The 25,306-nt window shown below is 37.1% G+C and carries 22 protein-coding genes and 1 tRNA gene; 3 read left to right on the top strand and 20 right to left on the bottom strand.

Features of this window, described 5'->3' with window-relative positions; genetic code table 11:
• Positions 1–6: 6 nt before the first annotated feature.
• From JHE06_RS04505 to gdhA, 4 genes are all read right to left on the bottom strand, one after another.
• A complete protein-coding gene (locus JHE06_RS04505; RefSeq protein ID WP_058918278.1) occupies positions 7–1,656 on the bottom strand; it encodes a 2-oxo acid dehydrogenase subunit E2 in 1,650 nt (549 codons plus the stop codon).
• 137 nt (positions 1,657–1,793) lie between these two features.
• Complete coding sequence (locus JHE06_RS04500; RefSeq protein ID WP_058918277.1) at positions 1,794–2,771, bottom strand: alpha-ketoacid dehydrogenase subunit beta; 978 nt, start codon at positions 2,769–2,771, stop codon at positions 1,794–1,796.
• A gap of 2 nt (positions 2,772–2,773) precedes the next feature.
• Positions 2,774–3,883 (bottom strand): pyruvate dehydrogenase (acetyl-transferring) E1 component subunit alpha, encoded by a 1,110-nt coding sequence (gene pdhA, locus JHE06_RS04495; RefSeq protein WP_058918276.1) that lies wholly within the window; start codon positions 3,881–3,883, stop codon positions 2,774–2,776.
• Positions 3,884–4,423: 540 nt separating this feature from the next.
• Positions 4,424–5,770, bottom strand: coding sequence for an NADP-specific glutamate dehydrogenase (gene gdhA, locus JHE06_RS04490; RefSeq protein WP_058918275.1), 1,347 nt, complete (start codon positions 5,768–5,770; stop codon positions 4,424–4,426).
• Positions 5,771–5,993: 223 nt separating this feature from the next.
• Here gdhA and def point away from each other — a divergent pair, with 223 nt between their 5' ends.
• Positions 5,994–6,557, top strand: coding sequence for a peptide deformylase (def, locus tag JHE06_RS04485; RefSeq protein WP_058918274.1), 564 nt, complete (start codon positions 5,994–5,996; stop codon positions 6,555–6,557).
• Positions 6,558–6,786: 229 nt separating this feature from the next.
• On the opposite strand, the gene JHE06_RS04480 is transcribed toward def, so the two are convergent.
• The 4 genes from JHE06_RS04480 to JHE06_RS04465 all read right to left on the bottom strand — a co-directional run bounded on the left by JHE06_RS04480 (position 6,787) and on the right by JHE06_RS04465 (position 11,246).
• Positions 6,787–6,859, bottom strand: a tRNA-Ala gene (locus JHE06_RS04480).
• 38 nt (positions 6,860–6,897) lie between these two features.
• The gene (locus JHE06_RS04475; RefSeq protein WP_058918273.1) at positions 6,898–7,677 is read right to left on the bottom strand and encodes a Cof-type HAD-IIB family hydrolase; all 780 of its coding nucleotides are present in this window, start codon (positions 7,675–7,677) and stop codon (positions 6,898–6,900) included.
• Positions 7,678–7,740: 63 nt separating this feature from the next.
• Positions 7,741–9,519 (bottom strand): ABC transporter ATP-binding protein, encoded by a 1,779-nt coding sequence (locus JHE06_RS04470; protein WP_201089584.1) that lies wholly within the window; start codon positions 9,517–9,519, stop codon positions 7,741–7,743.
• Positions 9,516–11,246, bottom strand: a complete 1,731-nt coding sequence (locus tag JHE06_RS04465) for an ABC transporter ATP-binding protein (protein ID WP_058918271.1) — start codon at positions 11,244–11,246, stop codon at positions 9,516–9,518. The genes JHE06_RS04470 and JHE06_RS04465 overlap by 4 nt, the downstream gene beginning before the upstream one ends.
• Positions 11,247–11,693: 447 nt before the next feature.
• Between JHE06_RS04465 and JHE06_RS04460 the strand changes: the two genes are divergently transcribed.
• Positions 11,694–11,912 carry a DNA-directed RNA polymerase subunit epsilon gene (locus JHE06_RS04460; RefSeq protein WP_058918270.1) on the top strand — a complete coding sequence of 73 codons (219 nt, stop codon included), beginning with the start codon at positions 11,694–11,696 and terminating at the stop codon, positions 11,910–11,912.
• On the top strand, positions 11,909–13,585 hold the full coding sequence (gene rnjA / locus JHE06_RS04455; RefSeq protein WP_058918269.1) for a ribonuclease J1: 1,677 nt from the start codon (positions 11,909–11,911) through the stop codon (positions 13,583–13,585). Before JHE06_RS04460 ends, rnjA begins: the two co-directional genes overlap by 4 nt.
• Positions 13,586–13,626: 41 nt before the next feature.
• Here the strand turns inward: rnjA and JHE06_RS04450 are convergent, their stop codons facing one another.
• The 12 genes from JHE06_RS04450 to JHE06_RS04395 form a co-directional block, all read right to left on the bottom strand.
• Positions 13,627–13,926, bottom strand: a complete 300-nt coding sequence (locus tag JHE06_RS04450; protein WP_058918268.1) for a HesB/YadR/YfhF family protein — start codon at positions 13,924–13,926, stop codon at positions 13,627–13,629.
• A 584-nt stretch (positions 13,927–14,510) separates the two neighbouring features.
• Positions 14,511–15,143: a response regulator gene (locus JHE06_RS04445; RefSeq protein WP_058918267.1), complete on the bottom strand. Its 633-nt coding sequence runs from the start codon at positions 15,141–15,143 to the stop codon at positions 14,511–14,513.
• The gene (locus tag JHE06_RS04440; RefSeq protein WP_058918266.1) at positions 15,140–16,210 is read right to left on the bottom strand and encodes a sensor histidine kinase; all 1,071 of its coding nucleotides are present in this window, start codon (positions 16,208–16,210) and stop codon (positions 15,140–15,142) included. Before JHE06_RS04440 ends, JHE06_RS04445 begins: the two co-directional genes overlap by 4 nt.
• On the bottom strand, positions 16,207–16,944 hold the full coding sequence (gene liaF, locus JHE06_RS04435; RefSeq protein ID WP_058918265.1) for a cell wall-active antibiotics response protein LiaF: 738 nt from the start codon (positions 16,942–16,944) through the stop codon (positions 16,207–16,209). The genes JHE06_RS04440 and liaF overlap by 4 nt, the downstream gene beginning before the upstream one ends.
• Positions 16,945–17,129: 185 nt before the next feature.
• Positions 17,130–17,603 (bottom strand): transcription elongation factor GreA, encoded by a 474-nt coding sequence (gene greA / locus JHE06_RS04430; RefSeq protein WP_058918264.1) that lies wholly within the window; start codon positions 17,601–17,603, stop codon positions 17,130–17,132.
• A gap of 154 nt (positions 17,604–17,757) precedes the next feature.
• Positions 17,758–18,405 carry a uridine kinase gene (udk, locus tag JHE06_RS04425; RefSeq protein ID WP_058918263.1) on the bottom strand — a complete coding sequence of 216 codons (648 nt, stop codon included), beginning with the start codon at positions 18,403–18,405 and terminating at the stop codon, positions 17,758–17,760.
• 93 nt (positions 18,406–18,498) lie between these two features.
• On the bottom strand, positions 18,499–19,659 hold the full coding sequence (gene mltG, locus JHE06_RS04420; RefSeq protein ID WP_058918262.1) for an endolytic transglycosylase MltG: 1,161 nt from the start codon (positions 19,657–19,659) through the stop codon (positions 18,499–18,501).
• A 312-nt stretch (positions 19,660–19,971) separates the two neighbouring features.
• Entirely contained in the window at positions 19,972–20,298 is a 327-nt protein-coding gene (locus tag JHE06_RS04415; protein ID WP_058918261.1) for a DUF1292 domain-containing protein, read from the bottom strand.
• 64 nt (positions 20,299–20,362) lie between these two features.
• The gene (gene ruvX / locus JHE06_RS04410; protein WP_058918260.1) at positions 20,363–20,785 is read right to left on the bottom strand and encodes a Holliday junction resolvase RuvX; all 423 of its coding nucleotides are present in this window, start codon (positions 20,783–20,785) and stop codon (positions 20,363–20,365) included.
• The gene (locus JHE06_RS04405) at positions 20,785–21,051 is read right to left on the bottom strand and encodes an IreB family regulatory phosphoprotein (RefSeq protein WP_058918259.1); all 267 of its coding nucleotides are present in this window, start codon (positions 21,049–21,051) and stop codon (positions 20,785–20,787) included. The genes ruvX and JHE06_RS04405 overlap by 1 nt, the downstream gene beginning before the upstream one ends.
• A 210-nt stretch (positions 21,052–21,261) precedes the next feature.
• Complete coding sequence (gene alaS, locus JHE06_RS04400; RefSeq protein WP_058918258.1) at positions 21,262–23,910, bottom strand: alanine--tRNA ligase; 2,649 nt, start codon at positions 23,908–23,910, stop codon at positions 21,262–21,264.
• Between the two features lie 421 nt (positions 23,911–24,331).
• Positions 24,332–25,222 carry a YitT family protein gene (locus JHE06_RS04395; protein ID WP_058918257.1) on the bottom strand — a complete coding sequence of 297 codons (891 nt, stop codon included), beginning with the start codon at positions 25,220–25,222 and terminating at the stop codon, positions 24,332–24,334.
• Positions 25,223–25,306 lie beyond the last annotated feature (84 nt).

Genomic DNA, 25,306 nt, shown 5'->3' with positions numbered 1-25,306 from the left:
TCACCTTTACCCTTCCATTAATAATAATTCTGGATCGCCAAGCAATGTTTTCAATTCATTCATCGCTTTTTGAGCAGTTGCGCCATCGATAATACGGTGGTCGAAACTTAATGACAGTTGCATAACTGGTGCTACTACTACTTCATCGTCAGCATTTACGATTGCTTTTTTAGCAATTCGGCCAACTCCTAAAATAGCTACTTCAGGGTAGTTGATAACTGGAGTGAACCAGCCGCCACCGATTGAACCAATGTTACTGATTGAAATAGAACCATTGCTCATTTCACCAGCTGCTAATTTACCTTCTTGAGCTTTGCCAGAAAGTTCAGTGATTTCACCTGCGATAGAGAAGATACTTTTCGCATCAGAATCTTTTACTACTGGTACAAACAATCCACGATCAGTATCTGTAGCGATTCCGATATTGAAGTAATGTTTGTAAACAATTTCGTTTGTTGAATCATCAATTGAAGCGTTTAAAGCAGGGTATTTGCGTAAAACAGATACGACAGCTTTAACAACATAAGGCAAGAACGTTAATTTAACGCCTTTAGCTGCTGCAACATCTTTGAAACGTTTACGGTGTGCCATCAATTTAGTAGAATCTACTTCATCGAACAAAGTTACATGCGGTGCAGTAGCTTTACTGTTGACCATAGCTTTAGCAATTGCTTTACGCATGCCTGTCATTGGTTCACGAGTTTCAAGTTCTGCTTGAGAAGATTTGAATGGTTTTGCTGGAGCTGCTGCTTTAGCTGCTGGAGCTTGTTTTGCTGCTGCTGGAGCTGTTTCAGTAGTTTGAGCTGCTGCTGGAGCTGCTGAACCATTTTCCTTAAAGTTCTCAACGTCTTCTTTTGTTGTGCGTCCGTTTTTACCAGTCGCTGTAACTAGGCTGATATCAACATCGTTTTCACGAGCAAATTGACGAACAGACGGCATAGCAAGTACACGTTTGTTAGAGTCAGAAGTTTTTACAACACTTGAATCTGTTGAAGCGCCTGCTGCTGGATCTTTTGCTTCGCTTTCAGCTGCTGGAGCTTCTGGTGATGTAGCAGGTGTTGCAGTTTCAGTATTGTGTTCAGGAGAATCAATTTCAACGATTGCTTGTCCAACCATTGCAACAGTTCCTTCTTCAACTAAAATCTTTTTAACTGTACCTGAAACTGGAGAAGCAATTTCTTCAACCGATTTATCGTTTTGAATTTCAACGATTGAATCTTCTTCTTTAATTTCGTCGCCTTCAGCTACTAACCATTTTACGATTTCGCCTTCAGCCATTCCTTCACCAACATCTGGTAATTTGAATTGGTAGAATGAAACGCCTGCGCTTGCTGGTGCAGCTGCTGGAGCTGGAGCATTAGCTGCTGGAGCTTCTGGTGTTGTTGTTGGTACTGCAGCTTCTTCATTATCTTCATGACCTGGAGCATCGATTTCGATAATAACATCTCCAACGTTTGCAACAGTTCCTTCTTCAACTAAAATCTTTTTAACTGTACCTGAAACCGGAGAAGCAATTTCTTCAACCGATTTATCGTTTTGAATTTCAACGATTGAATCTTCTTCTTTAACTTCGTCGCCTTCAGCTACTAACCATTTTACGATCTCGCCTTCAGCCATTCCTTCACCAACATCTGGTAATTTAAATTTAAAAGCCATTTTTGATATCTTCCCTTCTTTATTAGCAATTCTATTTTTCAAGAACTAATTTTAAGTGTTGCTATTAAAATAAAGAGATGCAATCAATTCGCTTTGCATTAAATTGATTGCATCTACCGTCTCTTCATCTAAATAAATTAGAAGTTGTAAATTTCTTTTACTTTTTCTGAAATATCAGTTGCGTTTGGCAACCAAGCATTTTCAGCTAAACCAAACGGGAAGACAGTATCAGGAGCAGCTACACGACCAATTGGTGCTTCTAATGAAAGAATTGAACGTTCAGCAATTTCTGACATAACCATTGCGCCAACACCTGCTTGACGTTGTGCTTCTTGAACGATTACTGCGCGTCCTGTTTTTTCTACAGAAGCAACGATTGTTTCGATGTCTAATGGAGAAACAGTTCTCAAATCAACGATTTCTACTGAGATACCTTCTTTTTCAAGTTCATCAGCTGCTTTGATTGCTTCGCGAACCATAGCACCGTAAGTGATGACAGAAACATCTTTACCTTCACGAGTGATGGCAGCTTTCCCTAGAGGAACAGTGTAAGATTCTTCAGGAACTTCATCACGGAAAGAACGATATAATTTCATGTGTTCAATGAAAACAACTGGGTCGTTATCACGAATAGAAGAAATCAACAATCCTTTTGCATCGTATGGGTTTGATGGAATAACTACTTTGATACCAGGAGATTGAGTAATCAATCCTTCCAAGTTGTCTGAGTGCATTTCTGGAGTGTGAACTCCTCCACCAAATGGCATACGAATTGTAATTGGCAAGTTACGTGTACCACTCATACGGTAACGAGTACGAGCAGCTTGTCCAACGATTGAGTCCATTACTTCGAAAATAAATCCAATAAATTGAATTTCTGGAACTGGACGGAAGCCTTGAAGCGCTAGTCCAATTGCCATTCCACCGATACCTGATTCAGCAAGAGGAGTGTCAGAAACACGCTCTTCACCAAATTTTTCTTGAAGTCCAGCAGTAGCACGGAAAACTCCGCCATTTTTACCTACGTCTTCACCGAAAACCAAAATCTCTTGGTCACGTTCCATTTCTTGTTCAAGCGCTTCAGTAATCGCTTGGATCATTGTTTTTTGTGCCATGATTATTTACTCTCCTTTGCTTCAAAAGCCGCAATTTGCTCAGCGATTACTTGAGTTGGTTCTTCATGCATACTCTTCAAGAAATCTGAAACTTTTTGTTTAGGTGCTTGGTCAGCTTCTTTAGCTGAGGCTTTAATGTCTTCTTGTGTTTTTTCAATTAAGGCTTGTTCTTTTTCTTCAGACCATAATCCTTTTTCAGTTAAGAAGTTACGGAAACGGATCAGTGGATCGCGTTGTTCCCAGTAATCGAAACTTTCTTGATCACGGTAACGTGTTGGGTCATCTCCTGAAGTAGAGTGAGGACCGAAACGAGAAGTAACTGTCTCAATCAATACAGGACCATTCCCAGCAATTGCCCATTCTCTTGCTTGTTTAGCAACAGCATAAACTGCTAATGGATCCATACCGTCTACTTGGATTCCTGGAATCCCAGCTGCAACAGCTTTTTGAGCCAAAGTAGTCGCTGCAGTTTGTTTGTGACGAGGGGTAGAGATAGCATAGCCATTGTTTTGTACGAAGAATACTACAGGTGCTTTATAAGCTCCAGCAAAGTTCATACCTTCATAAAAGTCCCCTTGAGATGAACCGCCATCACCAGTGTAAGTGAAAGCAACATTTTGTCTGCCGCGTTTTTTCAATCCAATACCTGCACCTGCAGCTTGAATGATTTGTGCTCCAATAATGATTTGTGGAGGCATAGCATGTAGATCTGCAGGGTATTTATTCCCGTCAGCATGTCCACGAGACCATAAGAACGCTTGTGAAACAGGTAAACCATGTTGAATTAGTTGCGGAATATCACGGTATCCTGGGAATAACTCATCTTCTTTTTCAAAAGCAAAGTAACTTGCCATTTGTGAAGCTTCTTGTCCAGCAGTCGGTGCGTAAAAACCTAAACGTCCTTGACGAGCTAAAGCCATTGAGCGTTCATGTAAGATACGTGACCATACCATTCTCTCCATTAATTCAACTAATTGGTCATCTGATAAATCAGGCATGATGTCTTTATTAACAACATTTCCATCTTTATCTAAGATTTGTACCATTGGAAAAGCCGCGTCAATCGTGCTTAACAATGCTTCGAAATCTACAGGTTGTTTCTTGTTAGCCATTTGTAACCCATTCCTCTCTCTTTACAATCTAGTTTTTGTAAGGTGCTGTTTTATACAGTCGTTTAAACTGTATTAGTGTAAACCATTTACTATTCAAATTTAACACGCTTTCAGCTGATATGCAAGTATATCACCCCTCTTCAGCCTACAAAAAGCTTATACATTAAGCCGAAATTTTAAAATGCTTTAAATTAAATTAAGCTAGTGATTTTTTTCACCATCACGTTTTTCTCCTTATCTTTAAATTGTAAGAGTTTTTTTCTAATGTTATTTAAAGAATTTCGTTAAATTAAGCTAAAACTGTTATATAATTTAAATATAACTGTATTATAATCAACACAGATAAATAAAAAATGTTCGCTTGTTCTTTATTTCACATAACGTTTTGTCAGATTAAAATTTTCTAACCTTATCATTTTAAAGTCATTTTTTAAGATTTTTCTCCTCTTTTAAATTTTTTGAGAGAAAACTCTTCTTGTAAATACAAAGTTGTTCTAAAAAAAAGAAAAACAGACCTCTTAAAAAGGCCTGTTTTTCTTTTTAAATAACTCCTTGAATAATCATTGTTTTTGCAACTTTAATGAAGCCGGCAATATTTGCTCCGGCAACAAAATCATCTTTTGTACTATATTGTGCAGCAGTATCTCGTACTTCATAATAGATAGCTTTCATAATTTCTTTTAACTTTTCATCAACTTCTTCAAAGGACCAACTTAACCGTTGGCTATTTTGACTCATTTCTAAAGCAGAGACTGCCACGCCGCCAGCATTAGCTGCTTTTCCAGGGCCATATAAAATTCGAGCTTGTCGGTAAACACGGATTGCCTCTAAATCAGCAGGCATGTTGGCTCCTTCTGCAACGGCGATCACTCCTTGTTTTAGCATCTGCTCAGCTTTGCGTCCGTTAATCTCATTTTGAGTAGCACAAGGTAAGGCAATTTGGTAAGGTTCTTCTAAATCCCAAATGCTTCCTGTATGGTAAGTAGCCGTTGGATGAAGTGCAACATATTCTGCAATTCTTTTCCGTTCAACCTCTTTAAGCTGTTTGACTGTTGCGTAGTCAATTCCTATAGGATCAAAGATATAACCCGTTGAATCAGAACAAGCAATAACCGTTCCTCCAAGTTCCTGAACTTTTTGAATGGCGTAGATAGCCACATTTCCACTGCCAGAAACAACCACTTTTTTATTTTCTAGTGTTTGACCTTTGTCTTCCAACATTTCTTTCATAAAATAAACGACTCCATAACCCGTGGCTTCAGTTCTAGCTAAACTTCCTCCCAGAAGCAACGGCTTTCCAGTTAAGATTCCAGCATGAGGAGCATTGAGTCGTTTATATTGTCCATACAAATAACCTATTTCTCTTCCGCCCACTCCGATATCCCCAGCTGGTACATCAAGATCTGGACCGATATGGCGTTGCAATTCAGTCATGAAGCTTTGACAAAAGCGCATCACTTCTGCATCTGTTTTGCCTTTGGGATCAAAATCACTGCCACCTTTCCCTCCGCCAATCGGAAGCCCAGTTAGGCTGTTTTTAAAAATTTGTTCAAATCCTAAAAATTTTATGATACTTTGGTTTACACTCGGATGAAAACGCAAACCGCCTTTGTAGGGGCCTATAGCGGAATTAAACTGAACGCGGAAACCACGATTTACTTGAACACTTCCTTGATCGTTTGTCCAAGGGACTCTAAATTGAATGATCCGTTCAGGTTCGACTATACGTTCCAAAATGTTTTGTTCAATAAATTCTGGATGTGCAGCAAAGACAGGTTCAATAGTGCTGAAGAATTCTTGTATAGCCTGTAAGAACTCCACTTGGTTCGGATCTCGACTAATGAGTTTCGTATAAACCTCATCAATATATTTTTTTGCTTCTTCCATAAACTGGACCCCTTCTTTCTTCAACTGATGATTTAGACGTAGTTATTTCTTGTTCATGATTATCTCACACTTCTTTTTGAAAAAAAAGCTTTACTTCAGAATTTTCTGAATATAATTCTACGTGCAATTTGTTGGGTTTACTGTTAAAATTATAAAGATGTTTGATACTATATTACTTTTTATACTAAATAATCGACAACCAAAACACAGGAGTGGAACAACTATGATTAAAATGAATGATATTATCAGGGAAGGCAATCCTACTTTACGCTTATCAGCTGAAGAGGTAACTATACCTATTAATGAAGAAACAAAAAAACTCGGCCACGATATGCTGGAATTTTTAAAAAACAGTCAAGATCCTGAAATGGCTGAAAAATATCAACTTCGAGCTGGTGTTGGCTTAGCTGCACCTCAATTAGATATTTCAAAACGAATTATTGCAGTGCATATTCCTGGTACTGAGGAAGATTCAGATGAACCCGTTTTAAGTACAGTGATGTTAAATCCAAAAGTAGTCAGTCATTCTGTTCAAGGAGCTTGTCTAGCGGAAGGCGAAGGATGTTTGTCTGTCGATCGAGACGTACCTGGATATGTTCCTCGCCACAGCCGTGTGACAATAACCTATGTAGACTTAAATGGAGAAAACCAAAAGATTCGTTTAAAAAATTATCCTGCCATTGTGGTTCAACACGAAATTGATCATATCAACGGAATTATGTTTTATGACCATATCAATGAAAAAGCTCCCTTCCAATTAGATGAGACCGTTTCTATTTTATCGTAAAGAAAAATAAAGAATGCTGCTAAAGTTAGCTGATAACTTTAGCAGCATTCTTTTTGTGTTGTTATGAAGCAAGCCTTTTCTTAATGTAAGCCTAGTGGATTCACTACTTTGATGTAAAAGTAAATTTATGGACACGCTATGAGCATAAATGGTAAAAAACAGACTTTAAAAATAAAAAACGTTGATACAATCGGGGATAAACACCGTAGTATCAACGTTTTTTTGATGATGGAGATAAGGGGGCTCGAACCCCTGACCTTTTGGCTGCCAGCCAAACACTCTCCCAGCTGAGCTATACCCCCATAAATAAGATTTAACTCTTATTTATAACTTACGTTCATTATATCAGATGAAGCTCTTTTAATGCAACATAAATTCCGTCTTCATTACAATTGGAAGTGATTTTATCTGCTCTTAATTTTACTGTTTCTAAAGCATTCCCCATTGCTACTCCGATACCAACTTCTGATATCATTTCAAGATCATTCAGTCCATCTCCAAAAGCTATTGTGTCTTCAATATCAAACCCTTGGCTTTTAGCAAATTTCAAAATGGTATGTGCTTTAGAACCATCATGCGGTACGATATCTACACCGCTATCATGCCAGCGAATAAATTTAAATTTAGGAAACTGTCCGTTTTCATAAGCTGCCTTTTCTGAATCTGAATAAAAGATAAGCCCTTGATACATGGGATGATGCAAATAGTAATCCTGATCTTGTGGAGGAACTCCCGCACCAAAACTTTTCATAGCAGCAGTCATTTTAATATTTGTTTCAGCGTGACGTCTTCTCAAGGCCTCTGCCGATTCATAGATGATAGCATGATTTTGTGTATCAGCCACTTTAAGCAGACGATCAAATTCTGAACGGTCTAATTTATTTTCATAAACTAAGCGATTATGGTAATAACCTGCAGCACCGTTGCAAATAATATAATTATCAAAATCAAATTCATCAATAACACTTTGAGCTAAACTCAAGTTTCTCCCAGTGGCAATGACGATTTCATGACCATTTTCCTTTAATTCTTTCAAGGCTTTCTTAGTGCTAGGCAACGCTTTTTTTTCGTCATTTAACAACGTTCCATCAATATCAAAAAACAGCATCTTTTTACGCATTTTTTTACCCTACCTTTCTATAGTAAGCTTTAAAACCAAACTGCTTTGATCAATCATTCTTTTTTAGTCTGCTGTTTGCTTAAATTGACTATTGTATAGTTTCTCGTAAAAACCGCCTTTGCTTAGCAACTCTTGATGGTTGCCTTGCTCAACGATCTCCCCTTGGTCCATGACTAAAATTAAATCAGCATCGCGAATCGTTGATAAGCGATGGGCAATCACAAAACTTGTGCGGCCTTCCATAACCTTTTCCATCGCTTTTTGGATCAAGGCTTCCAAACGAGTGTCCACTGAACTAGTTGCTTCATCTAAAATCAAGATTTTAGGGTTAGAGATAATCGCTCGTGCGATTGTCAACAGTTGCTTTTGACCCAATGAAACGTTTGAAGCTTCTTGGTTTAAAATCATGTTGTAACCATCTGGTAACGTTCGGATAAAGTGATCGACATTGGCTGTCTTAGCAGCATCTACTACTTCGTATTCGGTGGCATCCAATTTTCCAAACCGAATATTGTCCGCAATCGTTCCGCTGTACAACCAAGCATCTTGTAAGACCATTCCAAACTGAGCCCGGACATCCTTTCGAGCCATTGTTTTTGTGTCGATTCCATCTATTTTGATGGCCCCGCTGTCTACATCATAAAAGCGCATCAATAAATTGATCAGAGTTGTTTTACCAGCTCCAGTCGGTCCTACGATAGCGACTTTTTGCCCTTTTTTTACTTTAACGTTTAAGTTTTTGATCAACGTATTTTCTTTAGTATACCCAAATGTTACATTTTCAAATTCCACATTGCCGAAAACGGGTTCTGGTAAAGCTACTTGAACAGTATCTGGTTTTTCTTCTGGCTCATCTAAAATCTCGAATACTCTTCCTATTGCAGCTGCAGCACTTTGAAGAACTCCTGACAGTTGAGTTATCTGAGAAAGTGGTTGATTGATCTGCCAAATGTATTGCGTGAAAGCTTGTAAATTACCTAAAGAAAGAGCACCTTGAATAACAAAGAAACCTCCAATCATCGCTACTGCAAAGTAAACCAAATTGGAAACAAAACCAATCAAAGGACTCATGATACCTGAAACAAATGCAGCTTTAAACCCATACGTATTCAGTCGCTGATTGATAACTTTGAATTCTTCTAATTTGTCTTGTTCTTTTCCATATAGTTTGATTTCTGAAAAGCCCGTGAAACTTTCTTGTACATGGCCATTCATAGCTCCTAAAGCATTTTGTTGTTCAACAAAATAAGGTTGGGATTTCCGAATAACGATTTTTGATATCAAATACGAAGTGGGAATCATTATTAAAATCACCAACGCTAATGGAACGGATAAGTACAACATCATTGCAACAGCAAAAATAATTCCCATAATAGAATTGACGATTTGGATCAAACTTTGCTGCATCGCGTTGCTGATGGCATCCACATCATTGGTCACACGGCTCAGAATGTTTCCTTGTTGATTGCGGTCAAAATACGAAACAGGCAGCCGATTGATTTTCCCTTCAATTTCTTCACGTAAATCATACATCGTATTTTGCACTACATTGGTCATAACATACGATGAAACATAAAGCGTGATTTGATAGATTCCTGCAACGCCTACCATCAAGTAAATGATTTGGCGAACATAACTAAAATTCACACTGGCTCCTGGTACGCCTTTAAGCATATCGGCCACATTCATTCCAAGTTCCGTTAATGCCAGTCCAATAATATAAGGCTGCAAAGCATTCATCAACATGCAAACGATTGTTAAACTAATCGCTGAGAAGAACCCTTTTTTATAAGGTTTAACGTAACTCCATATTCGACGAATGGCCACTAATGATCCTCTCATGCTAATTCCTCCTTGGACAATTGAGATGACGCAATTGCATAGTAAATATCTGAAGTTTTTAACAGTTCTTCATGTTTTCCTTGTGCCACAATGACACCTTTATCTAAAACAATGATTTTGTCAGCATGTCTGATCGAACCTACACGTTGTGCCACAATCAAAACAGCGGATTCTTTTGTTTCGGCTTTCAAACGTTCTCTTAGTCTGGCATCTGTTTGATAATCTAAGGCTGAGAAGCTGTCATCAAAAATATAGATATCCGGCTTTTTGATGATCGCACGTGCTATGGACAAGCGTTGCTTTTGGCCGCCCGACATGTTGCTGCCGCCTTCAGCTAAATATTCCTCGTATTGATCGGGTTTAGAGAGAATAAAATCTTTAGCTTGAGAAATATCGGAAGCCTCCTCTACTTCATTAGTAGTTGCATTCCATTTTCCAAACCGCATATTGTGTGAAATGGTTCCAGTAAAAAGCAAGGCTTTTTGCGGAATAAAGCCGATTTTCTTTCGCAATGCGCGCAATTGATAATCTCTGACATCTACTCCATCGATTAAAATTCGGCCTTTAGTAACATCATAAAACCGAGGGATCAATTGAATCAAAGTAGATTTCCCGCTTCCGGTACTGCCTATAAAAGCAATCGTCTCACCAGGATCGGCAGTAAAACTAACATCTCTGATTACAGGAGACTCAGTATTACCAGGATATGCAAAGGTTACATTTTCGAAAGCAATATAACCGTGGGTTTTGGTTTCTGTAACTCCTGTTTCATTTTCATCAATAGAAGGCTCTATTTGCAAGACTTCTTCTATCCGTTCAGCTGAAACAGCGGCTCGAGGGTACATCATAAAAACATTAGCAAATAACATAAATGAAAAAAGAGCATGAAAAATATATTCTATAAAAGCAATTAAACTACCTACTTGTAATCCGCCGTTTTGAATTTCAACAGCCCCTAACCAAACAATTGCAGCTAAAATCAGATTAAACGCAATTGAAAAACCTGGCATCGCTAAAGCCATTAATTTAAATAATTTCTTTGAAACAGATGCATAATTTTGATTTACTTTAGCAAAACGGCTTTCTTGGAAAGATTCTTTCACAAATGCACGGATAACTCGTAAACCTGTTAAATTCTCCCGTAAATTTTGATTGATATCATCTAAATTTGCTTGTTGCTGCTCAGATAACGGTTCAGATTTTTTACCAATCAACCAAACGATTGCGAATAAAAACGGAATCGCTATCAATGCTACATAAGAAAGCGATGGGCTGGTGCGGACGATCATCACAAAACTAGAGATGAACATGATAGGAGTCATCATGCCTAATCGTAACAACATCTGCAGAAAAACCATTACTTGAAAAGCATCATTCGTCGTTCTTGTCACTAGCGAGGACACACCTATTTGATTAAATTCACGATGGGAAAAAGATTGAACAGACATAAAAATATCATTCCTAATGTCTCTAACAATATTAGATGTTATTCTGCTCCCTGCAAAAGCTAGTCCTATTAAACCTATTAAGCCAATAACAGCTAAAGCAATCATCCATTTTCCGTAATAAAGGACAACTGGATATTCATTCATTACAATTCCTTCATCAATGATCAGAGCCAATAAGGTCGGCAATCCTAACTCAATGATGACAAAACCAAATACACATAAAAAGTTTAATAATAGCAGTAACTTATAATTCTTTAGGTAACGCCACATTAATTTCATCTATTCATCTCCTTGCACCCATATTAATTGTTGATTATCTTAATTAATATAGCACAATATCCTTAAAGAAACAGTCATTCGGAAGGATTTCTTTACGGTTTTATTAAATTAGAGCGCTTTTCTTTAGGAATGAACGTAGTTTCTATACTTACTTATTGAATTATGGTAAAATAGGTTTATCTGTTGTGAGACTACCACAACCACCAGTTCGGGAAAAATATTATAACCTAATTTAGAGTTGAAGAAAAAACAACTCGCTATGAATTTTTTCTATTTTGTTTTGCCTTTATAAAATGAAACAAAACTGATGTGGTTTCATCCGATCATCAATAATTGAGTAGATGTTGATGGTTTTTTCAATATGCAACAAAACGCATTAAAAATACTTCACCAAAAAATGAATAAATCAAGTCATTAGTAGAATGACAACTAAAAGGAGAGAAAAACATGATTTTTAAAATCACTTATCAAGAAACAAAAATTAGAAACCCAAAACGCGAAGAGACTAAAACTCTTTATCTTGACGCAGAAACCGAGATAGAAGCGCGTCACTTAGTTGAACAGAACACCCCCTTCAATATTGAATTTGTTCAACCTGTTGATGGAAAGCATTTGGCTTATGAACAAAAAAACCCGGATTTTGCCCTTACGGAGTTCAATAAATGAAACCGTCAATAAAAAATAATGAAGCAGCCGTTTTTGCCATTGGGGGGTTAGGTGAAATTGGTAAGAATACCTATGGCGTTCAATTTCAAGATGAGATCATCATTATTGACGCTGGTATCAAATTTCCTGAAGACGACTTATTGGGAATCGATTATGTCATTCCTGACTACAGCTACATTGTTCAAAATATTAGTAAAGTAAAAGCTTTGGTCATCACTCATGGTCACGAAGATCATATCGGTGGTATTCCTTTCTTATTAAGACAAGCTAATATTCCTATTTACGCAGGCCCTCTTGCGAGTGCCTTGATCCGAAACAAATTAAATGAACATGGCTTGTTACGTGATACTGAACTACATGAAATTGGTGAAGATGATGTTATTAAGTTCCGTAAAACAAGTGTTAGTTTCTTTAGAACAACACACAGTATTCCAGAAGCTTTTGGGATTGTGGTTAAAACACCGCCAGGTAATATTGTAGCCACTGGAGACTTTAAATTCGATTTTACTCCTGTTGGTCAACCAGCAGATTTGCACAAAATGGCTAAAATTGGTGATGAAGGTGTTTTAGCGCTACTATCAGATAGTACGAATGCAGAAATTCCAAGCTTTACGAAATCTGAAAAAGGCGTTGGTGAATCCATTACCAGTATTATGCAAAAAGTTGAAGGCCGAATCATATTTGCTACTTTCGCTTCAAATATTTCACGTTTGGAACAAGTGGCAAATGCAGGAATCAAAACAGGCAGAAAGATTGCTGTTTTCGGACGGAGCATGGAGTCATCTGTTGTAACGGGACGTCAGATGGGGTATATCACAGCACCTGATGAGACGTTTATTGATGCACAAGAATTAAATCGTTTGCCTGCTAGAGAGACCATTATTTTATGTACAGGATCGCAAGGCGAACCGATGGCCGCTTTAAGCCGGATCGCTAACGGTACTCATCGTCAAATCTCTATTCAACCCGGCGATACCGTGATCTTCTCAAGCTCGCCGATTCCTGGAAATACCGCTAGTGTCAATCGTGTCATTAATTTATTATCCGAAGCTGGAGCAAATGTTATTCACGGAAAAGTTAATAACATCCATACTTCTGGCCACGGTGGCCAACAAGAACAAAAACTTATGTTGCGTTTGATGAAACCTAAATATTTTGTCCCAGTTCATGGCGAGTACCGTATGCAAAAAATTCATGCGGGTCTTGCAGAACAAGTAGGCTTACCAAAAGAAAATTGTTTCATTTTAGAAAATGGAGATGTGCTTGCTCTTACTGCTGATTCTGCGCGACGTGCTGGTCACTTTGATGCTGGTGATGTCTACGTAGATGGAAAAGGCATTGGCGATATCGGAAATGTCGTTTTGAGAGATCGTCGTTTGCTTTCTGAAGAAGGTTTAGTAGTGGTTGTTGTTACCATTGATTACAAAGCTAAAGAAATTTTAGCAGGTCCGGATATTTTATCACGCGGCTTTATCTATATGCGCGAGTCTGGCGAATTGATCAATGATGCCCAACGCGTTATTGCTCGTAGTCTTAGAAAATTATTAGCAAATAATGATGGTAATCTGACAGAACAAATGATCAAATCAGCCATCATTGAGAGCCTTAAACCTTTCTTATATGAAAAAACTGAGCGCCATCCAATGGTTTTACCGGTTATTATGCCTGTATAAAACAAAAAAGTCTTACTTTCAAAATTGAAAGTAAGACTTTTTTATTTTGTTTGTTCAATAAATTTGTAAATAGGTTCATCGGCTTTTTTGTCAAAATCAACTTGTAAATCATGACCGCTAAAAAACCATTCATCGTTTTTATCAATAAAATAAGTTATCCCATTGATTTTTTCTTGCGCCAAAACATCTCCGGGTTGAGCAATATCCATTCCTACAGAAAACCCTTCATGAATATCTGTTTTACCATAAACTTTTCCTAAAAATCGTACGCCTCCGCCAGGCATCAACCCTACTTCATCTTCAAACCAATCGATCGCATTTTGTGTTAACTCTATTTTCATATATTATTTCATAGACGGTACACTTGTCTATGAGTCCTCCCTTCCAAATGACTTCCTAATGTTAGTTTAACACACTCTCTTAAAAAAAACATTTTCTGACAAAATTAATGTAAGCACATTTGTAGGGACAATCTCCCTGCCCACTCTTTTTATGAGATAAAACTTGTTCGACTTTTTTTAGAACCGAAGTAAGTCGAGAACCATCAGTTATTATACTATTATTCAAAAGATAAATTTTATATTCCAGAAAGCCTGGTTTCTCAATGAATATTGAGAAACCAGGCTTTTTGTTATTCTATTAAAGCTTCTGTTAGAATACGTTCAACCTATATTTTTTCCCGAACCCGAGAGTACCTTACCTTTTTAATCTACTGAATTAGTTGATATCCCCTGTTTATTCCGAGACGTTAAGTTTAATGCCTTATAAAAATCTAACTTGTTTATTAACCATTTCTTGAATGGTATATATCTTTTACCTTGCGAGAATTAGACTAAAATAGGCTTGCCGGTGTTTTTATGTACCTTCTTAACACTCCAAAACAGACGTTATTTCGACTGTATTCTTCAGCTATACCTTTTATCCTCTAGCGAATCAAATGATGTTTAAACGCATAAATGGCAGCTTGTGTGCGATCCTCGACATCCAGTTTGGCTAATATATTCGAGACATGAGTTTTTACTGTTTTCAATGTAATAAACAGAGCGTCTGCTATCTCTTGATTAGAATTCCCTTGGGCAATCAGCAATAAAATTTCATTTTCTCGTTTAGTTAAATCATCATGAAGTGCATGGTGTTGTTTTTTAGTCAAACGTTCCATCATTTTACCAGTGACTTCTGGCTCTAAAATTGTTTCGCCTTTAAAAGTAGATCGTATAGCGTCGGCTATTTGACTGGCAGTGGAAGTTTTCAACATGTAACTGGCGGCTCCTGCTTCAAGAGCTGGATAAACCTTTTCATCGTCAATAAAACTGGTCACAATAATAATTTTGGCTTCTGGCCACTCGGCCATAATGGCTTTGGTGGATTCGATCCCATCCATCACATCCATCACTAAATCCATCATAATAATGTCTGGTCTTAAAGCTAAAGCCTGTTCATAACCAATTTTCCCATTCTCAGCTTCCCCGATGACTTCTATATCTGGTTGAATGGATAGATAAGAAGAAACACCTAAACGAACCATTTCATGGTCATCAATCAATAGTACTTTGATCATATCGTCTCACTTCCTTTGATAAGCGGTATTTTGATTTCTATGCTTGTGCCTTTTTTCAAAAAACTAATAACTTTAAATGTACCACCCATACCATTTACTCGTTCTTTGATATTTTGCAGCCCATAGTTACCTGCTTTTGTTTCTTTTGGATCAAAACCAATCCCATCATCAATGACTCGTAAAAGGACGGTATCTTGGTATTGGTTTAAATAGACTTCTAATTCTGTTGCCTTTGAATGGCGTAAGGTGTTTGACAGCAGCTCTTGAACGATTCTAAAAAGATGATCTTCTATCCCTGTCGCTAATGAAACATCATCTATCTCCCATTTTAATTGAATTTGTATTTTAGTTTTCAACTCCGTCAGTAACTGTTCAATTCCCGTTTTCAACGTTTTGCCTTCCAAATTGATGGGCCTTAAATGAAGCAATAAAGCACGCATTTCAGATTGGGATTCATTGATGATACCTTCAACCATTTTTAATTGCTTTTGCAGCAGTTCATTTGTATCGTCCATTTGTTCGTTGATAGCAGACAACATCATCATAGCTGCAAATAATTGTTGGCTGACAGAATCATGTAATTCTCTGGCCAAACGGCGTCGTTCCGCTTCAAGTATCTCTTCTTTTGTTTGACCACCTACTAGTTTAGGTTGATTGCTTTGTTCTTGAACTTCTTTAGATAATTCCATTAGTTTTGTACGAATAGATAATAATGACGTTTTGATATCTTCAAAATAAAGTTCTTCATTCGCGTCTTCGAATAATTGTTCTCCAAAATATTCAGCAGAATAATTCCCTCCTGCCAGCAAACGAAGCGCCTCTTCTAACTGTTGCCATTGTTTGCGCTGGATCACGTACATTACCATCGCAATGATCAATCCTAAAAGAAGGGCAATGGCTAAGAGATAAAGTAAAAATGGTATATGTAAAAACCTTGCAGTAAAAAGATCAATATGCCAGGTTTCTGGAGAGCGTGCATATCCGTAAGATAGGGATGCTCCTAATAAAACTACAAACGAAAAAAAGGCGACTCGCAAGAACCACGTTCTAAGGATTTTCTTTTTCATATTGAAATCACCTCTAAATCGCCTATTAGTACGTTCGTAATCAATTTTAGTTTTCTAGTATTTTCATCAAAATTTTTACTATATAATTTAACCGATTCGTTATTTAAAACATAGATTTCATCTTCAAAATTGACTTTCCCTTTAAAAGCACTATGCTCTACCATGATCCCGATACCAGCCGGTACTAAAATACGTGTTTTTCCAAAACCTTTACGAATAACGACATAACTTTCATTTTTAGGCAATAAGGTATTACCGATATCGACAATAGTGTCGCCCATGAAAACAATAAAATTAATATCGTCCCATTCGTAAATCGTATTTCCGATACGTTCATTTCCTAACCAAGTTCGTTTAAAACGTTTCCCGTTTTTGGGTAAATTTGTAGTGGTTTCAACAACGATAATTTCTTTTTCTTGCCATGGAGCATTTTCAAAATGAAGCGGATCAAATTTCGAAAAAAGTTTTCCTCCTATTGTTGCAAAAAATAAAATAGCACAAATCAACATCATCCAAACTGCAGTGGTGGAAAGCAAAGAAAACAGAACCAAAAGTCCTCCTACCAACCAATACATATGTTTTTTCGAAGTTGCTTTAAAACTCTTGCTGCGTATCACGATTAAACTACCTGCTACAAGGACTCCTAAGGTAAAAACATTATTAAACAGCTCATAGATCAACCATAAGGACAACAGTGCTTCAATCAGAAAAAAAAGTTTCCAGTTTTTGTTCATCTTTACTCACCCTCTTTCATGTCTTCTACTGTAGCATAAGTATAAGCCATTTTTAAAGGATAAACAGCCTGCTAAAGCATGAAGTTCTTCTACGACTAAAGACCGATGCCAGCCACCTTTTAATTCCTCTATAAATAAAAAGAAAAGCTGCTCGTTAGGCAGCTTATTGATTGTTATTTAGTTTTCTATTCAATACTAGTGATTTTAATTGGCATATCTCCGCCTGGTGTTGAGATAGTAACTTCTTCACCAATTTTTTTGCCAATCAAAGCTTTTGCAATCGGTGAATCATTAGAAATGAGGCCGCTGAATGGATCTGCTTCAGCACTACCGACAATGGTATACTCTTCTTCTTCCCCATCTGGCAATTCAATAAATGTAATTTTGCGACCTAATGAAACTTCATCTGCTGCTCCTTTTGAATTATCAATGATTTCAGAAAAACGCAGCATATTTTCAATTGTTGTCACACGACCTTCAACAAAAGCTTGCTCATCTTTAGCTGATTCATATTCAGAGTTCTCAGATAAGTCTCCGAAGCTACGCGCAATTTTAATTCTTTCAACAATTTCTTTTCTTTTTACTGTTTTTAATTCTTCTAATTCTGCTTCCAATTTTTTTTTGCCTTCTAAAGTCATTGGATATACTTTTTCTATCATAACAAACTTCTCCTTTTTAAATCATCTAATCTTATTTTTTGATTTTATTATTCATTCATTTATTGAAAGCGTAATTATATTTTCAATAGTGACAAGATACCATGAAGACAAGTAATTGTAAATACTTTAACGGCAATTTAGAAAAATTTCTAATTTAAAATTTGTCATCCATTCGGTATTCAAGGATGCTTTTAATTTTTGTTGTCATCAAATCAATCGCTACTTGGTTCCGACCGCCTTCTGGAATAATAATATCCGCATGTTTTTTTGACGGCTCAATAAACTGGTTGTGCATTGGTTTTACAACGGTTAAATATTGTTCAATAACAGAATCTAATGTTCGCCCGCGCTCTTCAATGTCGCGCTTGATACGACGGATGATGCGAATGTCATCATCTGTATCGACATAGACTTTGATATCCATCAAATCTCTTAATCGCTTATCTTCCAAAATCAAAATACCTTCTAAAATAATGACTTCTTTAGGCTCTTGAATAATCACTTGGCTGCTTCGTGTATGAGCTTCATAGTCATATACTGGTTTTTCAATTGGTTGATAACAGATTAAATCTTTGAGATGATCAATTAATAAATCTGTGTCAAATGCAAAAGGATGATCGTAATTCGTTTTTAATCGTTCTTCAAAAGAAAGATTGCTTTGATCTTTATAATAAAAGTCTTGTTCCAACATTAAAATAGAATGGCCTGAAAAGTGATTGTAAATAGCACGACTAACGCTTGTTTTTCCACTTCCAGAACCACCTGTTACCCCAATGACAATTGGTTTATTCTTGTTACTCATGCCTTCGCTCCATTCCTTATGAAAAGCATTGAGCTAAATGCTCAATGCTTTTCACCTATCGCTTTAATTAATTAGTCAATCAGTCTGGCTAGTCTATTCATTCTCTGTAATGTATTGATCTATAAGCTCTTGATGCTCAGCGTAGGTTCTTGAAAAGTATACTTTTCCTGTTTTAGTATCTGCTAAGAAATACAAGTAGTTGGTTTCAGCTGGATTCAAAGTAGCTTTAATAGCTTCTTCTGAAGGGCTATTAAAAGGCCCTGGGCCGAACCCAGTATTTGCATAAAGGTTATAAGGTGATTCTACTTCTAAATCTTTATAAGTAACCATTTCTTTGTGTTCATTTAAAGCATATAAAACACTGATATCGGATTGCAAAGGCATCTCTACCTCTAAACGATTGAAGAAGACACTCGCAATTTTGGTTCGATCATCATAAGTTATTCCTTCTCGTTCCACTAAAGAAGCTAGTGTCATAACTTCGTGAACCGATAAGCCGCTCTCTTTTATAGGTTCATAATACTTCTGCATGACTTCATCTGTTTTTTCTATCATGTTTCCAATCACTGTTTCAAGAGATTTATCTTCCGAAAAATCATAAGTTGCTGGAAATAAGTATCCCTCTAAAGCATAGCGTGTTTCTTTTGATTCCAATGCACTCGTTAGCAAGTCCGGATATTTTTCTTTTAAGTCTTCCAATAAAGAAGGTTCTTTTACAGCCTCCAAAAATTCCTCAGCAGTATAATCAGTTGAATTCTCCACTGATTTTGCAACTTGATCAATGGTCAAGCCTTCCTGAACTAATATTTTTGTACCATCGAACGCCACGGGACTGCCGCCAGCCTGCAAAGATCGAATAATTTCATCCAATGTCATAGAAGGGGAAAAGAGATAGTAGCCTGCTTGGAAATCTGTTTCATTGTTTAATTTGATATAAAAATTAAACACTGAAGCGCTTTTGATCACTTTTTTTTCTTCTAAAATACGGGAAATATCGGTTGAAGTTGAACCTGAAGGAACCTCTAACGGAATTTCTTTTTCACTGGAAGCATCCAATGGTTGAAGAGATGTCGTTACATATTGGTAGCCTACTATTCCAAAAACGATCAATAATAAAACTAAAATTGAAATGATGCTCAGTACAATTTTTCTGACCATTTTTGTCTCTTTTTGTCTTTCCGCTACTTTTGAATAGACATCTAGTTTGTTCCCTTTCTCATTTTTTGGTTGCTTGCCATTATTTTTCTTCGCCAAGAAGAGGCCCTCCTATCGAAATCAAGAAAACCACGGGATTTTCTACTCTCATTTTCATTTAGTCACATGTTATTTTGACTACTCGCCTGTACTATTATACATGATACCATAATCGTTGCGAAAAAAAAAAGCCAACTGCCAATTTGTTACGATTTTATCATTTAAAGAGGTTATTCTATTCCTTTGCCGATCGTTTTTTATTACGGCGAGAAATCAATAAAACTTGTTTTTACTTTCAAGAAAGATCCGCGCAATAAAATTGAGCTAACTCATCTTACGTTAGCTCAATTTCTATTCATTCAATTATCTTGCTTAAAACGATTCTTCGTCATCAGCCATAAATGTATTTAATACTTCTTCAATCATATCCCACTCTTTGTCTGTTTCAATAGGCTCTAAGTCCCCTTGTCCACCATCTGCTGTTTCTATATAAGAATAAGCTTGTAATTCAACTTCTTCTCCTTCTGCAGAACCAGCTGGATAAACTAAAACATACGATTTTTCAAAATCATCAGAGTCAAAGGTGAATAAAATTTCATACAATTCTTCATTTCCTTGTTCATCGATGATAGTGATATGGTCGTGTTCGTGATCTTCTTCGTGATTGTGGTCATGATTATGGTCGTGATCGTGTGCCATGCTTAACACTCCTTTGTGTTTAAATATAATTCTTATCCATTTTAACGTAAGTCTCTTTTAAAAGCTAGTTTTGATTGCTATCCAAATAGTTTTGGAGAATCATCACTGCTGCTACTTTATCAATGACTTTCTTCCGCTTAGCTCTTGATGCGTTGCCTTCTTCAATCAACATCCGTTCAGCTTGGACAGTTGTTAATCGTTCATCTTGAAAAATAATCGGAAGCTGAATGATTTCTTTTAAAAGTTCGGCATACCGAATCGATGCTTCTGCTCGTGGCCCAATAGAATTATTCATATTTTTAGGCAATCCGATAACCACTTTTGAAACTTCGTATTCTTTTACCAATTCGCTGATTCTGGATAAACCATACTCTTCTTGAATCTCGTTAATTTTAACTGTTTCAATTCCTTGTGCAGTCCAACCAAATGGATCGCTAATAGCAACGCCAACAGTTTTTGAACCAACATCTAATCCCATAGTTCTCATTAAGCTTCTGTTCCACTCGCTTTCAAATAAGTTCTCACTAATTCTTCTACTATTTCATCACGTTCATGGCGTCTAATTAAGTTCCTAGCATCCTTGTGACGTGGAATGTATGCTGGGTCTCCAGAGAGTAAATAACCGACAATTTGATTGATTGGATTGTATCCTTTTTCTTCTAATGCTTCATACACTAATGCTAGTGTTTGCTTAACATCTTTATCATGATTATCACCAACATTAAAACGAACTGTTTCATCTATTGAACTCATGTTCTGCACCCCGATTTCTGTAAACTCTATCCTTATTCTACAAGAAAGCACTTCAAACTACAATAACTATAAAGAAATCCACTTGCTTTTCTGTTCTTTTCATTGGTTTTCATAACAATCTCGCTAATAGTCTATTTAACGCTTTTTAGGTTTCCTATTAAAAAAGGTCGCTTAAAACTTATTACTGTTCTAAGCTTCCTCTATTAGTTCTTAACTATTTTTTTGAACCCATTCTGCTACTTTTTCTAGAGCACCCGGCAAACCAGCAGGATTCTTTCCACCCGCTTGCGCCATATCAGGACGGCCTCCGCCGCCACCGCCAACTAACGGAGCTATTTCTTTGATCAAGTCACCAGCTTTCAACCCTTTTTTGATTGTTTCTGGATCAACAGCTGTCAGAAGGTTAACTTTTCCTTCTTTGGCAAATCCGAGAGTTAAAACATTTGAGACAGCTGTTTGTTTCCATTGATCAGCTAATTGACGCAGTTGATTCATATCATTGACTTCTACTTGTGCAGCAACGATCGTAATACCATTGACTTCTTGTACCGTTTTGAAAATTTCTCCTGCTTGTTCATTTGCTAATTTAGCTTGTAACGATTCATTTTCTTTTTGAGCTTCTTTTAGATCAAATTGCAATTGTTCTACTTTTGATACGACATCTTTTGTTTGTTGAGCTTTTACTAAGCTTGCGAGTTCTTTTAGACGTCGCTCTTCTGATTGCAATATACGGTAAGCAGCTTCACTAGTCACGGCTTCAATTCGCCTCACTCCTGCACCAATGCCTGATTCTGAAAGGATTTTGAAAATACCGATCTCACTTGAATTTTGAACGTGTACTCCTCCACATAATTCCATTGAATAATCGCCTACTTGGACAACGCGTACTTGATTGCCGTACTTTTCACCGAATAAAGCCATTGCTCCTAAGCCGCGAGCTGTTTCAATATCTGTTTCAATCGTTTTTACTGGTAATGAAGCCCAAATTTTTTCGTTAACGATTTGTTCCATTTCATCTAGTTCCTCTTGCGTAATTTGACCAAAATGTGTGAAATCAAACCGCAAATGATTGGAAGTAACTAACGAACCAGCTTGGTTAGCGTGTTCACCTAAGATATCTTTTAATGCACGATGCAATAAGTGAGTCGCTGTATGGTTGCGCGTAATGCCGCGTCGCAAAGCTTCATCCACACATAACTGATACGTTTGCCCTACTTGTAAGCTTTCAAGTACTTCTACCGTATGCAAAGGCTGTCCAGCCGGCGCTTGTTTGACATCTAGTACGTTTGCGACCACCGTTCCATCTGTATTTACGATCGTTCCTTTATCGGCAACTTGTCCGCCTTTTTCTGCATAAAAAGGTGTTTGGTCAAAAATGACACGGACGATGTCGCCTTTTATAGCTTTTTGGACCAACTCTTCTTCTGCAGCAATAACTTCCAGTTTACCTTCTGCCTTGGTCTGATCGTATCCGACAAAGCTGCTTTCTGCTGTTACTTCTGAAAACAACTGTGTTTGAACGCCCATTGATTTTTCATCGCTTCTAGCTGCTCGGGCACGATTACGTTGTATTTCCATTTCTTTTACGAAACCTTCATGGTCGACTGCCAAGCCTTTTTCCTCAGCATATTCTTCCGTCAATTCAACCGGGAACCCAAAAGTATCATATAATTTGAAAATATCTTTACCAGAGATTCGTTTTTCACCGGCAGCTTTTAATTCTTTAATCAGATTATTTAAAATCGTCAATCCATCATTGATCGTTTCATGAAACCGTTCTTCTTCTGTCTGAATGACTTTTACAATAAACGGTTCTTGTTCTAAAATTTCTGGATAGTAGCTATTCATAATTTTGCCGACAACTGGAACCAATTTGTACATAAAGGCTTCATCAATACCCAGTTTTTTCCCATGCATCACTGCACGACGCAACAATCGGCGTAAAACATATCCTCGTCCTTCGTTTGACGGAAGAGCACCGTCCCCGATCGCAAAACTTACTGCACGCAAATGATCCGCAATCACTTTAAAGGAAATATCATCTTGTTCATTATCGCCATATTTTTTGCCATCGCTCATTTTTTCAATCTCTTTAATGATCGGCATAAATAAATCCGTCTCAAAATTCGTTGGAGCATCTTGCAAAATTGAAACGACACGCTCTAATCCCATTCCTGTATCAATGTTTTTATTCGGTAGCGGTTCATAAGTGCCGTCAGCTTTATGATTAAATTCAGAAAACACTAAGTTCCAAATTTCAAGCCAGCGTTCGTTTTCACCGCCAGGGTAATTTTCTGGATCGTCTTTCGCCAAATTATCAAATGCTTCACCACGATCATAAAAGATTTCAGAATCCGGGCCACTTGGACCAGCACCAATATCCCAGAAGTTGTCAGCGACTTCAATAATATGCTCCTCAGTCAACCCAATCTTTTCTTTCCAAATTTGGGCAGCCTCTTTATCTTCAGGATAAACTGTTACATAAAGTTTTTCTGGATCTAAGCCTAACCATTCTTCGCTAGTTAAGAACTCCCATGCCCAGACGATCGCTTCTTCTTTAAAATATTCTCCAATAGAAAAATTTCCTAACATTTCAAATAAAGTATGGTGCCGCGCTGTTTTTCCTACATTTTCAATATCATTGGTTCGAATGCTTTTTTGAGCATTTGCGATTCTAGGATTATCAGGAATCACTGAACCGTCAAAATATTTTTTTAACGTTGCAACACCTGAATTGATCCATAATAAGGTAGGGTCTTCAACTGGCACAAGCGATGCACTTGGTTCTATTTTATGTCCTTTTGTTTCGAAAAAATCTAAAAACAATTGACGGACTTCGTTACTTGATAAGTGTTTCATTTTTTTCTTCCTCTCCATTACATCCAGTTTTTTAACTAATTTAAGAAAAAAGGCATAAAAAAAAGCCCAATTACAACATTGCTAGACAAGGACGAATGAATCGCGGTACCACCTTGTTTGCAATGATGTCATTCGACAATATCATTACCTCTTGAGTCTCGATAACGTGAGAAACGATAGTATTTCTACTATGACTAAAAAAGGGAGCACCCATTTAATACTGTTAGTTTTCTTTCAGCCATGGAAAACTTTTCTTTAAACAATGATAAAAATAGATATGTCCTTTTGGTATCGTCTAAAGTATAGGAGAACCTCACACGATTGTCAATAAAAAAATAAAGCAAAAGGACAGGATCGAGTCGCCACTTTTGCTAGGACTATTTCGTTTATTTTTTATTTACTCGCATTAAATGTTACATTTCTACAAATTTTCAGAAGTAGAATCTTTGGCTAGCGTAAAACCTTTTCCCCATACTTCGCTAGCACTCATCACTACAACAAACGCATGCGGGTCAACGCTTAAAATTGTTTCTCGCAAAAAAGTGAATTCTTGTTCATCGACTACACACATCAACATTTCTTTATCGTTTGCGCCATATTCACCGTATCCGCCAGAAATACTTAAGTTAGTTACTCCACGGTTGATATTTTGATAAATCGCCATTCTAATTTCAGCTGCCTTTTCGGAAATAATCAGCACGTTCTTAGAACGATTAAAACCAACTTGAATCAAATCAATCGTTCGACTGATGACAAATAGAGAAATAATTGAAAACATGACTACTTCACCATCGAACGCAATTAAAGCAGTAACGATCACCAATCCGTCAACCAATGCCACGCTCGTTCCTAATGGCAGCCTTAAATAAACGTGGATCACTTGCGCTATAATACTTGTTCCTCCGGTAGAAGCTTTCGCTTTAAAAACCAGCCCAATTCCAATTCCTGTAGTGATTCCTCCAAACAATGCAGCTAATAACGGATTCAAGGTCCAAGGTTCTATAAAACTAAGCAGACCGATAAAGATGGGGAGAATCAAACTACCGATAATCGTTTTAAAGCCCGCTTCTTTTCCTAGAGCAATAAAACAAATGAATAATAAAGGGATATTGAAAGCCAATTGAACAATGGATGGATTCCAAGAAAACAGATTATTTAAAATGGTGCTTAATCCGCTAACGCCGCCTGAAACAATAAAATTTGGTAATAAAAAGGCATTAAACGAAACGGCTGCAATAAAAGAACCGACAACGATAAAAACGATATCGATTGCTTGCAAAGGGTATTGACTTGCTTTTGGTTTATTCTTCATGGCTAACATAACATCCTTTTCTTTTGACTTTAAGACTACTGCTCATTCTAACATTAAATCTCTTTTTTGGAACTATTTTTTTGA

This window comes from Carnobacterium sp. CS13 (assembly GCF_016653495.1).
In the GTDB taxonomy this organism is placed as follows: Bacteria; Bacillota; Bacilli; order Lactobacillales; family Carnobacteriaceae; genus Carnobacterium_A; species Carnobacterium_A antarcticum.
This window is presented reverse-complemented; position numbering and strand designations above follow the sequence as displayed.